Source organism: Microcoleus sp. B4-D4, from assembly GCF_036705185.1.
GTDB lineage: Bacteria > Cyanobacteriota > Cyanobacteriia > Cyanobacteriales > Microcoleaceae > Microcoleus.
Genome location: NZ_JAUBTX010000005.1, coordinates 177,684 through 190,532, shown reverse-complemented (window position 1 = coordinate 190,532; position 12,849 = coordinate 177,684). Strand labels below are relative to the sequence as shown.

The 12,849-nt window shown below is 47.5% G+C and carries 9 protein-coding genes; 6 read left to right on the top strand and 3 right to left on the bottom strand.

Features of this window, described 5'->3' with window-relative positions; genetic code table 11:
* The first annotated feature begins 55 nt into the window (after window positions 1–55).
* The 3 genes from QUB13_RS06800 (at window position 56) to QUB13_RS06790 (ending at window position 3,884) form a co-directional block, all read left to right on the top strand.
* On the top strand, window positions 56–172 hold the full coding sequence (locus QUB13_RS06800; RefSeq protein ID WP_106151135.1) for a photosystem II reaction center protein I: 117 nt from the start codon (window positions 56–58) through the stop codon (window positions 170–172).
* 375 nt (window positions 173–547) lie between these two features.
* Entirely contained in the window at window positions 548–3,091 is a 2,544-nt protein-coding gene (locus QUB13_RS06795) for a DUF3769 domain-containing protein (protein WP_333379803.1), read from the top strand.
* A 124-nt stretch (window positions 3,092–3,215) separates the two neighbouring features.
* On the top strand, window positions 3,216–3,884 hold the full coding sequence (locus QUB13_RS06790) for a hypothetical protein (protein ID WP_333090684.1): 669 nt from the start codon (window positions 3,216–3,218) through the stop codon (window positions 3,882–3,884).
* A gap of 304 nt (window positions 3,885–4,188) precedes the next feature.
* On the opposite strand, the gene QUB13_RS06785 is transcribed toward QUB13_RS06790, so the two are convergent.
* Window positions 4,189–4,701: a phycobiliprotein lyase gene (locus tag QUB13_RS06785; protein ID WP_194009974.1), complete on the bottom strand. Its 513-nt coding sequence runs from the start codon at window positions 4,699–4,701 to the stop codon at window positions 4,189–4,191.
* 698 nt (window positions 4,702–5,399) lie between these two features.
* On the opposite strand from QUB13_RS06785, the gene QUB13_RS06780 reads away from it, so the two are divergent.
* Window positions 5,400–7,634: a hypothetical protein gene (locus QUB13_RS06780; protein WP_333379802.1), complete on the top strand. Its 2,235-nt coding sequence runs from the start codon at window positions 5,400–5,402 to the stop codon at window positions 7,632–7,634.
* Between the two features lie 321 nt (window positions 7,635–7,955).
* On the opposite strand, the gene QUB13_RS06775 is transcribed toward QUB13_RS06780, so the two are convergent.
* On the bottom strand, window positions 7,956–9,365 hold the full coding sequence (locus tag QUB13_RS06775) for a (Fe-S)-binding protein (RefSeq protein ID WP_333379801.1): 1,410 nt from the start codon (window positions 9,363–9,365) through the stop codon (window positions 7,956–7,958).
* Between QUB13_RS06775 and QUB13_RS06770 the strand changes: the two genes are divergently transcribed.
* A complete protein-coding gene (locus tag QUB13_RS06770) occupies window positions 9,347–9,472 on the top strand; it encodes a hypothetical protein (RefSeq protein ID WP_255515858.1) in 126 nt (41 codons plus the stop codon). The two genes, QUB13_RS06775 and QUB13_RS06770, sit on opposite strands and share 19 nt — an antisense overlap.
* 205 nt (window positions 9,473–9,677) lie before the next feature.
* Here the strand turns inward: QUB13_RS06770 and QUB13_RS06765 are convergent, their stop codons facing one another.
* A complete protein-coding gene (locus QUB13_RS06765) occupies window positions 9,678–11,117 on the bottom strand; it encodes an FAD-binding oxidoreductase (RefSeq protein WP_333379800.1) in 1,440 nt (479 codons plus the stop codon).
* Window positions 11,118–11,201: 84 nt separating this feature from the next.
* Here QUB13_RS06765 and QUB13_RS06760 point away from each other — a divergent pair, with 84 nt between their 5' ends.
* Window positions 11,202–12,677, top strand: a complete 1,476-nt coding sequence (locus QUB13_RS06760) for an ATPase domain-containing protein (RefSeq protein ID WP_333379799.1) — start codon at window positions 11,202–11,204, stop codon at window positions 12,675–12,677.
* Window positions 12,678–12,849: the final 172 nt, after the last annotated feature.

The following is a 12,849-nucleotide window of genomic DNA, read 5'->3' as shown; positions in this document are numbered from 1 at the left end:
AAGTTGCACTCGCAGCAATCAGCTCAGTATTAAACCATCTTTGGAGGCTCCCACAGTGCTAACCCTCAAAATCGTAGTTAATGTAGTTGTCCTATTTTTTGTTTCCCTGTTCGTATTTGGATTTTTGTCCAATGACCCAGCCCGGAACCCCAACCGCAGAGATATGGAATAAGCCAGCTATCTGGGCCGCTAGTTCGGGGGCCCGACACCGCAGCCCCCGAACCAGGGCACAAAGCCACAAAAATGACTCAATCAAAACTTGACCTCGCACCACCAGCGAGGTTATCTTGTGGCAAAACAAACCCGTTGAAATATTCGCTGATTCCCGCGAAACATCTAGCAAGCAATCAAGTTTATAAAGATGAGCCAGCTAACAACTCAGCGCAGCAAAAAAATTTAGGTTAACTTTGAAACGCTGCCTGTTAAGTGCGAAAATTTGGACGATCGATTCTCAGCTATAAAAAACCTCTAAAATCTAAAATCTAAAATCTAAAATCTAAAATCTAAAATCTAAAATCTAAAATCGGATGACTCACCTGTTGTAACTATGCCATATCCGGTACCGCCGCCCGAACCACCTGCCATCATCTACATCGCGAAACCAAAGAAAGCAGCCCTAACTGTCGCAGCCAGTGATGGAGACACCCCCAGCAACTCCGTAGAAACACCGGAACCAAGTTCAGAAATCGTTCAGCCACCCCAGCAACCGGCCCAAGTAGAAGAAGCAGCAGTCCTCGATAACGCCCCAGCCAGCAACCAACAGCCTCCAGAAATCGCACACCCTCCAGCCACAGTCGAAAGCGACGAAGCAGTAGCGGGATTTGGGCAGCCGGTTGCTGCTGAAAAACCCGAAACTCCAGCAGCTAAGCAAGATTCCTCATTTACTGCTTACCAGTTAGGTTCGGTAGAAAATGCTGTGGCAGCTCGGAATCGCCAAAAAATAGCAGGGGAGCAGAGAAAAGAGGACAAGAATGCGCTAAAACCGCAAGAAAGTTGGTATCAGGCCCAAGGCCGACAGTTAGAAGAGAACGCTCCCGTGCCAACAGAGATTCCCGTTCCAGAACCCGCGCCAGAACAGCCTCCCACCGAGCAGGAACAGTTCGACATTCCCACACCAGGAACCGCCCCCGTACCAAGAACCGCCCCCAAACCCGCAACAAGAGAGCCCAAACCAAAGCCCAAACCAGCCGCGCCGGGAGTCCGCACCGCACCATCTCAGCGGACGGTGCCTTTTCCGGTGAGTCCGGCCGATACCATCGAAATTAAGGCAGACCGGCAAGAATTTGACGACAAGCAGCAAATTGTCACGGCGGTTGGTAATGTTGTGGTGCGGTTCAGGCAAACTGTGATAGATGCTGATCGGGCGATCGTCAACCTAGTCACCCGCCAAGTGATAGCATCAGGCAACGTCGCCTATACCCGTGGCCAACAAGTAGTCCGCGGCCAGCAGATGGAATTCAATCTCGGCCTGAACTCCGGCGCAGTCGAACAAGCCAGCGGCGAAATATTCCTCCCCGCAGCAGGTAGCGAATTAACGCCCACACTACCCACAGATATTAGTGCCGGAACCATTCTCGAACAGCCTCTGAGCGATCGAATTACCAGCCAGCAGCCCCTGCGCGGAGTCAAATCCCCAGGAGCGGCCAGCGTCACCATCGGCGGTGGCGGACAGCTAGCAGCCCCCCAAGTTGTCGGCGCAGTCAACCGCATCCGCTTTGAAGCAGAACGCCTCGAACTTCTGCCCAACGGCGCCAGAGTCGCAACTAACATTCGGATTACTAACGACCCTTTTTCCCCGCCAGAATTTGAATACAGGGCGCGGAGGGCGACGATTAGAAGCATTTCGCCCACGGCTGAGGAATTAGTCACAAATTCGCCCCGCTTAGTATTTGACAACCGCATCAAAATACCCGTGTATCCCCGCAGACAAGTGTTTGACAGCCGACAGCAGAACGGCCCTTGTTTGACCTTTGGCTACGACGGCGGGGACAGGGGCGGTTTGTACGCCGAGTGCGGTTTTCAGGTGTTGCAAAACGGGCCGGTGCGGCTCACCCTGACACCCCAAATATACCTTCAGCGGGTGGTGGCAGATCACGGCGGCAATCCGTTTTTTCCCGACAGCTACGGACTCAAAGCGAAGTTGACCTCTAGGCTCGGCCCTCGTACCAATATCGAAGCCTCGGCGATATTTCTGAGTTTCGAGGATTTCCCGAATTTGCCAGAAGAGAGCTTTCGGGGCAATGTGCGCCTGCGGCAGTCGATCGGCACTCACTCTCTAGCGGCAGAATACAGTTACCGCGATCGACTGTTTAACGGCTCTCTGGGCTATCAAACCGTGCAGAGCAGCCTCGGGGCAGTCCTCACTTCCCCCGTCATCCCACTCGGCAGCACAGGCATCAATCTCAGCTATCAAGCCGGGTATCAATTTATCAATGCTGACACCGATCGACCAGACTTGCTCGAACCAGTGCGCGAAAACAACCGCATCGATTTGGGCCGCGCCCAAGCCAGCTTCGCCTTGAGCCGCGGCTTCAACCTGTGGGAGGGTAAACCGCTACCCCGCACTCCCACCCAGGGTTTGAAGTACACGCGCAACCCAGTGGTTCCTTTCTTGCAATTAGCCTTGGGAGTCCGGGGAGTTGGCACTTATTACAGCAGCGGCGACACACAAAACTCGATCGCCAGCAGCGTCGGCATTCAAGGGCAGTTCGGCCATTTCTCCCGCCCTTTCCTCGACTACACTGGATTTAACGTGACTTACACTCAGGTAGCGCGGGACGGCATATCGCCTTATTTGTTCGATCGGCTAGTAGATTTGAAAGTCCTATCTTTTGGACTTGTCCAGCAAGTTTACGGAGGATTTCGAGTCGGCTTTCAAACAGCTATTAATTTAGAGAGCAAGGAAGCAATCAGTACGAACTACACTTTAGAATACAGCCGTCGCAGCTACGCAATTATTTTGCGTTTTAATCCTGAACGTCAAGTCGGCAGCCTGACTTTTAGAATTAGCGACTTCAATTGGAACGGCACTCCCCAACCTTTTTCTGGAGACGTGAAAACAGTCGAAGGAGGCGTCCGTTTATCCGATTAATTCAATTTGCTAATTGGGAATTGGTCAAACAGGGTATTTAAAACCAACAGTCAACAGACAACAGACAACAGACAACAGACAACAGTCAACAGTCAACAGACAACAGACAACGAACCAATAACAAATGATAGAAGTGACGGCAATATCTGCACAAGCAGCGGCTCTGCTGGTTCACTACGGCTTTGACCTAGGTGGCAAAAAAGCCGAAAAATTGGCGGGTGAATGGCTGACCAAGTACCCCGGCTACTGGCTGCGTTTAGCAGTGGTTGAAGCGCTTTATCAAGGGCGCTACAAAGCTGTTTCTGTCGATCAGCTATTGAGTATGTGGCACCGGATAGGAGAACCGCTCTATCATTTTAATCGCGAGTTTGAACGCTTAGTCTGCAACAATTTTCCTCAAGATTTAAACGTTGAAAAAGATCCTAAACTGCCGCAGGACGGTAGAGTTTTATCGATCCCCGCACCGGCAGTCAGTGTCGCAGAGTTAGATTTGCTTGCGCCGTCAGAGCCCGAAATCGATCGCGCGCCAGATGCAGAAGTCCCGAACATAGAAGTACAGGAAACAGAAAAATTACCCGATCGCGATCGTACAAAAGAAAATCAAGAAGTTGTAGTATATGAAGACCTAGCCCTTACCGCCCTCGCCGATAAAGCCGAGGTCGATCGCTTTTTACCCGACAAACCTGTGACAAAATCATTCCCAGTTGTCAAACACACTGATTTTCACACCAAGTTAAAAGCCATTGCCCTCAAAGGCCGAATCAAAAAGCGAGAAAGCAGAAAGAAAGTGTAAATTTTGGGCATGGGGCATGGGGCATTGGGCATTGGGCATCGGGCATAGGCCAAACAGGGCATTGGGAATTGGGCATTGGGCGTTGGGCATTGGGCATACCTCATATCAAATCCGGTAGCATCGGAATGATTCAGATATATATTCTCGGACTCTGTGTACTCTGTGTTCTAGCGCCGGTTAAATCATTCCGATACAAGCGGAAACGATATCACTACGCTTGAGAACCGCTATAGCAGATTCATCAGTGGGGTAAATCTCTGATTCCTCAATTATTCAATTGTTCAATTGTTCAATAAACCGAAAGTTAACTTTTCGCACTTACTCCCATCCGAATTTCCGAACAAAAAGATGCCTGTTGGGTACCGTTAGCTTGCTTAACAACGCTAGTCCGCAGCCGCAGATTGGGCATGAGATACCACAGCCTTTCTTCGGCGCGGACAGTATCTGATTCTGTAATCAATGTCAGCACATCGTCATCGCCCATCACGTAGCGGGCGTTTCCCTTCTCTTGCAACACTTGACCTTCCCTAGGATTGTCGGGATTGGGGACGATCGCTAATATTGTAGAACCAATTTGTTTAGCTTGGTTGCGATCGGGAATACCGTCCCAAGAAATCCGAACGCCCTTTAGCTGAGTTGAGGTAGGGTTAATCGAGTGTTGTTGGCAAAGTTTGACAACTGCTGCATCGCTAGCTGTCACCATTTCTATTTTGAGGTCAGATTTACCAGCCTGCAATTCGCCAGACTGAAGATTGTGTACGGTACGCTGGGAAAACCATTTACCTGCACTTAACTCAAAAAACTCGATAACATCCATAAAACTTGTCTCTAAACTTAAATACTTCTTTATTTTCGATCGCCACGGGCGTGCTATAAACTCAGAAACCCGGTTTCTACCTGCGTACCTAGCGGTTAAACCAATGATTTTAGCCGATCAACCAGGTTTAAGAGTGCAAGTGCCACTCTATATTTTAAAGGAATAGGGCGCGCCTGCAAAACTTTCCGGGATTTGGGTCCAGCAGATTGCAGGTTTGGTTGAGGTACGAAACGCCACCGGGCGACAGCAGGCTGATGCAGCCGAGTTGACAGAAAATTAGATTCGGCATCGTATTGCGCTAAAAAAGTCTGATTCGCGCATCCAATAGGATTGTAGTACCTTAAAAAATTGAGCTTTGAGAGTGTTAGCCGATCGACAATCATCATTCCCAGACCAGCTATATTAAGAAAAACAACGATATATGTCAGGTTTTGTCGATCGGTAGATTTGGCGCTGCAGAGTTGAATTTTCACGGGCTGCGGTTGATAGCAATCGCACTCATTAAAAATTCTCAAAGCAGACACGGACTAAAACACCCGCGATTCATTGAACCATCAGCCTCATCAAGGGCAGTAGCCCGGTAGCAAATAGCCTTTAAATATGTCATCCTAAATAAACGAGAAAAGATTCTCGATCGAGTTTCCAGCAACGTGCAGCTAGCGATCGTATACATTTAAAAAAAAGACATCACCAAATTTATGAGCGAGTTTACGGAAGGGCTGGACACAATGCAGTCTGCAGAACAGACACACTGTCTGGAAATGCTGCCAAATCAGATAGCAGCGACTTCAGACTCAGAAAAATTATACAGCTTACTAACAGATTACAAATTTATTGAATCCAAGCTGTCAGCATCAGGAGTACAAGCCCTAATAGAAGATTATGATTTAGCAACAAATCCTGATACTATTACAGATCAAAAAAACGAAAACCTCAAGTTAATCCAAGAAGCAATTAGACTTTCTGCCCACATATTAGCCAAAGACAAAAGCCAACTAGCAGCGCAACTAATTGCCCGCTTAATGCGCTTTGAAACCCCCGAAATCAACAAACTCCTAACCCAAGCAAAACAGCAGAAAAACCCCTGGTTGCGACCCCTAACGCCCAGCTTTACCCCTCCGGGCGGCAGATTGCTGCGTACCCTCACCGGACATACAGACTGGGTACAAGCTGTAGCTGTTACCCCCGACGGCAAGCGGGTAATTTCTGCATCCTCAGACCACAATCTCAAAGTTTGGCACTTAGAAACAGGAGAAGAACTTTTCACCCTCAAAGGTCATCTTACCTACGTCAATGCTGTAGTCGTCACCCCAGACAGCACTAAAGTAATTTCCGGTTCTTGGGACAACACGATTAAAATTTGGAATTTAGCAACTGGAACAGAAATATTAACATTAGCAGGCGATACTTTTGCAGTAGAAGCAGTAACAGTAACTCCCGACGGCAAGCGAATAATTTCCGGTTCCTGGGATGGCAGTATACAAGTTTGGGATTTGTCAACAGGAACAGTGATTTTCAACCTAAAAAGTCACAGCAGTTTTGTCCAGTCCGTAGCAGTAACACCCGATAGCAAACAGTTAATTTCCGGTTCGGGAGACAACAGTATTAAAGTCTGGAATCTAGAAAAAGGACAAGAACTTTTTACCCTCACCGGACATACAGATTGGGTGAAATCAGTAGCCGTAACTCCCGACGGTAAACAAATAATTTCCGGCAGTTATGATGGCACTATCAAAGTGTGGAGTTTGTTAGAAGAAAAGCAACTTTTTACTTTAGGAGAACACAGCAGTTTCGTGCAAGGTGTAGCAGTCACTCCCGATGGAAAACAAGTAATTTCGGCAGCCGGCGACAAAACCTTGAAAGTTTGGAATTTAGAAACAAAAGCAGAACTTTTTACTTTTACCAATCACATCGCGCCCGTGAATGCTGTCGCTGTTACCCCCGACGGGAAGCGGATAGTTTCTGGTTCATCGGACAAAACCCTGAAAGTTTGGCGCTTAGAAACAGGCAAAGAAAATTTATCACCTGCAAGTCACGATGACTGGGTAAATGCTGTAGCAGTGACGGCGGACGGTACTAAAGCGATTTCTGGTTCAGGAGACAACAGAATTAAAGTCTGGAATCTCAAAAATGGGCAAGAAATCTTTACTATTGGGGGACATCAAGATTGGGTAAAAGCGATCGCAATCACAGCAGATAGCCAGCGAATAATTTCGGGTTCCGGCGACAAAACCGTGAAACTTTGGGATCTAGAAACCGGAACCGAAATCTTGACTTTCAGGGGCCATACAGACTGGGTAAATTCTGTAGCTGTTACGCCTGACGGAACGATGGCAATTTCTGGTTCTGGAGACAAGACTATTAAAGTTTGGAGTTTAGAAACAGGAGACGAACTTTTTACATTTTTAGGTCATACTGACGGGATAAAAGCTGTAGCAGTTACTCCCGACGGAAAACGTGTAATTTCGGCGGCCGGCGACAAAACTCTGAAAGTTTGGAGTTTGGGGAAAGAAAAGAATATTTTGAAAAATATGTGGAATGTAGTCGTCAACAATCAACTTTTCACTCTCAAAGGTCATGAGAGTTTTGTGAATGCTGTGGCAGTTACAACGGATGGTAAATGGGCAATTTCTGGCGGGCGGGAACCAAATTTGAGAGTGTGGGATTTGTCAAGTAGAAAAGAAATTTTTACTTTGACAGGTCATGGGGATGCGGTAACATCTGTGGCGACTTTGGGAAATAAGGTGATTTCGGTTTCCGATGACAATACTCTGAAAGTTTGGGATTTGTTGAGTCGAAAAATAGTTGCTAGTTTCAGGGGAGATAGTGCTTTGAAAGCTTGCGCTATTGCACCGGATGGGGTGACAATTGTGGCGGCGGAAGCTTCGGGACAAGTGCATTTTTTGAAGTTGGAAGAGGGAATTGATTATTAGTTATTGGTTATTGGTTATTGGTTATTAGTCATTAGTCATTGGTCATTAGTCATTGGTTGTTGTGCCGATCGCACTTTTGCGAAAAATTTAAAAGTGCGATCGGCCTTTGCCCAATCCAGTCTACAATTATTCCGGGTCAATTCCCATCGATCGCAGTCTTTCTGCTAGGACAGCAGCCCAAAGTGCGATCTTTCTCAATACAATAGCCTATTCATCTTGCTCTCTCCTCTCTAACTCCGCGCCCTCAGCGCCCTCTGCGGTTCATCAAAAAAAATCTCATTCAACATCAAAAACAGGGCAGACACCGCCCGCCCCAGCCAACTAACGCCTCTGCAACTTCACCCCACGAATAGAATAATCCAAAAGCTCGATCGGGTGCATCAAAGTAACAGCCTTACCCTGCAACTCCAAATGCTTCTTAATTTGCATAGAACAACCAGGATTAGAAGAAGCAATCAACTCCGCCCCAGTATTCAGCAAATTCTCCACCTTCTGCACACCCAACTCATCAGCAATTTCCGGCTGCAACATATTGTAAACCCCCGCGCTACCACAGCACAAAGCCGCATCCACAGGTTCTTTTAGCTTCACACCAGGAATTTGTTGCAACAACTGGCGCGGCTGCAAACTAATCTTTTGTCCGTGCAACAAATGACAAGCATCCTGATAAACAATTGTCAAATCTCCCTCAATCAAAGGATTGAGTTTCGCCGTAATGCCCGCACTTGCCAAAAACTCCTGCACGTCCTTAACATTGGCCGCAAAATTCTCAGCTTTCTCCCGATATTCCGCATCATCTGCTAAAATGTGGCCGTATTCTTTCAAAGTGTGACCGCACCCAGCAGCGTTAATAATTACAAAATCAACATTAGTATTTTCAAAACTGTCAATCATTTGTCGCGCCAAAGATTTCGCCTGTTCGGCTTGTCCTTGATGTTCCGGCAAAGCAGCACAACATCCCTGACTTTTCGGAATCACAACCTCGCAACCGTTAGCCGTCAAAACACGCACCGTAGCCTCATTAACCGGCGAGAACAACAACCTCTGCACGCAGCCTAAAATCACGCCAACTCGATAGCGTTTCTCCCCTTGTGCGGGAATAACTTCGGGTAAATTATCCCGAAAAGAATCAACTGTTACCTTCGGCAAAATAGATTCCATCGCCGCCAAGCGAGGAAATACTTTTTTCAGCAAACCTGTTTGGCGAATTAGTTTTGGCAGTCCTAATTTTTGATAAACAAACAGCGGTACAAGCAAAAGCCGCAACCTGTGAGGATAGGGAAAGAGATTAAAAATCAGAGTACGAATTACATTGTCAGAAAAAGTGCGTTCTTGATTTCTAGTAACTTGGTGGCGAGTTGCAGAAATTAGCTTATCGTATTGAACCCCAGAAGGACAAGTTGTCACGCAGGCCAAACAGCCCAAACAAGTATCAAAATGCTGCGAAGTTGCTTCGTTTAAAGGTGCATCGCCTTCGTTAATTGCATCCATTAAATAAATGCGGCCTCTGGGCGAATCCATTTCTTTGCCGAGTACGCGATAACTCGGACAAGTTGACAAACAAAAGCCGCAGTGGACGCAAGTATCAATTAATTTCGGATCGGGCGGATTGTTAGCGTCGAAACCGGGAATTTCGAGGGTTTCTAAGTGAGGATTTTGGGCTAAAAAATTGCTGTCTTTGGCTGGCCTTAAATCGTCGCTGGGAATTTGAGATGTTTCTGAAGTTTGCATATTTGAAGGAAGAAGGAAGTTCGGCAACGAGCAATGTACGGGATGTAACGGATGTAACGGATGTAACGGATGTAAGTCCGTCGGAAGAGGGAAGAAGGAAGAAGTAATATAATGGGTTTGCTAAATCAAGAAAAATCTAACTTTTAGATAAGTTTCTAGATAGGAAGTCTACATCAGTCAATTAAACACAAACTCTTCTCTTATTTTCTTCTCCTTTCTTCCTTTGCGCTCTTTGCGCCTTCGCGGTTCGTTAAAAAAAAATCAGGTTCACAAAAGACTTAGAAATAGATTCAAAAAGGACGGTTGTCCTCACTACGAACCTTTTAATAGAAAGCGATTTGGACTAAAAATATTTTCCGGGTCAAACTCTTGTTTGATGCGGCTCATTAAATCGATCGCACTTCCAGTATAGCCCCAAACATCTAACCCTTGCTTGATATTGGTCGGCGCTGCCAAAACAGTCAAAAAACCGCCATTAGCTTCGCACCCCCTGCGTACCTGCAACAGCGTTTCAGCAGTCGCCGTCTCAAACCGCAAAACCCCCAAACCGCTACCGGCATGAATCAAAGCGTCCTGTACCGGCAACTCATTAATTGCCTTGACTGCTTCCGACGGTCTGATGCCTATTTTACAAATAATTGCTGAATTATTGGCAGAATCCCACATTGTTTCTGGCAATCTTTGCCATAATTGATCCTCATCATTACCGCCGCAGCTAGTACCTTGCAATCCCAACTTTTCGCCAACTGACCGCAAGCGGGCTGATTGTTGTTTGACGCTTTCGGCGATACTTTGAAACCTTACGATTAATCCCGAACCTTTACCCAAACTCTGTTTTTCTACTAACTGCGGCGACAGCAAATCAACGGCTGTTGGAGTCAAGGCAGAGGATAATAAGATTTGAGCAGCTTCAGCTAAAGCATTAGTTTCCCCAGTCAATATTACAGTTCCCGATGATTCAGGCAATGGATAAACTCGGAAAGTTACTTGAGAAATGATTCCCAAGGTGCCGTAAGCACCGGTAAACAGTTTCATCAAGTCGTAACCGGCGACATTTTTAACGACTCGACCGCCAGCTACAGCAATTTTACCGTCCGATCGCACAAAGGTGATTCCCAACAGCAAATCGCGCACGCCCCGATAGCGGTGCCGCAGAGAACCTGCACTAGCAGTAGCGACAATTCCGCCCAGAGTTGCCTGCTGCGGATATGCTGGATCGATCGGCAAAAATTGACCTGCTGCAGCTAAAATTTCCTGCAAATCCGCAAACTTCATCCCCGCTTCCGCAGTCACCGTTAAATCGCCCACAGCGTGTTCTACAAGGCGATTCAGGCGCGCTGTGCTGACAGCCGCTATCCCCCCTGCATCAGGAGATCCCCCTAAATCCCCCTTAAAAAGGGGGACTTTGACAACATCTTGCTCCCCCCTTGGTAGGGGCGGTGCCCCCTGGCCCGCCCTAGGCTGGGGGGGATCCGGATCTAATTTAACCAAACCCCCCCAATCGAGTTTGCTGCCACTCCCTGCCGGCAAGACGGCCCAGCGATTTTGCCGAGCACAAGCAATCACGGCCGCGAGTTCTGCCTGAGTATGCGGGTAAACAGTGCAGTCTATTGAAGTACCGGGGGCAATTGCTTTTTCTACCCGATTTTGCCAAACCGCCTCTATGTCTTGCTGCAGACAGATGGCAGCAGTGCCAACAATATTTTCTAATTTTTGTGTGGTAACGTAATTTTCGGTAGAGAAAGATTTCATCAAGGTTATCAGACGCCCGGTAAAAAAATAATTACAACACTGCCTAAAACCATTAAATATTAATACGGGCTCGATATTCAAAACATGAACCAACAAATGCCTCAAAAACGACTTTCTGTAGGAATTACCGGTCTCAACGAAGTGATTGACGGCGGGCTGATTGCTCAGCGCTCTTATCTGGTGCGGGGCGGCCCTGGCACCGGCAAAACTACGCTGGGCTTTCACTTTTTGACTGCAGGTATTGCTGTGGGTGAAAAGCCCCTGTTTATTACTTTAGGAGAACCGGAAGCGCAATTGCGCGCCAATGCCGAAACTCTCGGTTTTGATATCGAAGCGATGGCTTTCCTCGATTTGAGTCCCTCCTCGGAATTTTTTACAGAAGTTCAAACCTACGACATTTTCTCCCCGTCGGAGGTAGAGCGAGAACCCACTACACAAAAGATTATCGAACGAGTCCAAGCTGTCAAGCCTACTCGGGTATTTTTGGATGCGATTACTCAATTTCGCTATTTAGCTGCGGATGAGTTTCAGTTTCGCAAGCAAGTTTTGTCTTTTCTGCGGTTTTTGGTGGAAGGGGGGGCGACGGTGGTGTTCACCTCAGAAGGCACGTCAAGTGCTCCCGACGACGATTTGCAATTCATCAGCGACGGAGTAATTTATTTGGAACTGCTGACAGAAGGGCGCACTCTGTCTGTCACTAAGCTGCGCGGTTCCAACTTCCGCAACGGCCGCCATTCGCTGCGCCTGACTCAGACTGGTATGGAGGTATTTCCGCGATTGCTGCCGGACAACTATCAACAGGATTTTGTGGCTGAACCGATTTCTGCTGGGGTTCCTGAAATTGACGAACTGTTGCACGGGGGGCTGGAACGGGGGACTGTGACGGTGATTACTGGGCCTAGCGGTGCGGGTAAAACGACGGTGGGAATTCAGTTTATGAAGGAGGCGGCGGGAAGGGGGGAGCGATCGGTAGTTTACATTTTTGAGGAGTCAATTTCGACTCTGCTGCACCGCTGCGAATCCGTTAACATCCCGGTTGGGGCGATGATGGCGCAGGGAAGTCTTTCGGTGATACCCGTGGAACCTTTGCTCTACTCGCCGGATCAGTTTGCCTGCATGGTACGCCGAGAAGTGGAGCAGGAAAAGACGCGGATTGTGATGATTGACAGTGTTTCTGGCTATCAACTTTCGATGCAGGGGCAAAATTTGGTGAACAATTTGCACGCTTTGTGCAAGTATCTCAAGAATATGGGAGTTACCGTGATCTTGATTAATGAGGTAGAAGAGATTGGTGGAGATTTTCGGATGACTGAGATTGGGATTAGCTATTTGGCTGATAATATTCTGTTTATCCGCTATCTGGAACGCCAACTGCATAATAGAACAGAAATCCGCAAGGCGATCGGAGTAATTAAAAAACGAGTCAGCAATTTCGAGAAAACTCTGCGAGAACTCGATATTACTCGCTACGGCATCAAAGTCAGCAAGCCGATACGGGGGCTGCGCGGCATTTTGAGCTCTGCGCCGGTGTGGGTTGAGGGGGAAGTGGATGAAGATTGAATCGGGGTTAAAAGGTTTCTGGGTCGATCTCAATCGGCTGTTTGGCGGTCGAAAATTTAGGCATTAAGTTGACAGACGGCCTTGTTGATTGAGAGGGATTTTTCCTGAAGTACCCAGACGCTAACTTAAATATAAAATCTCCTACGGCATCAGCCTTATTCCGAGGAAGCTG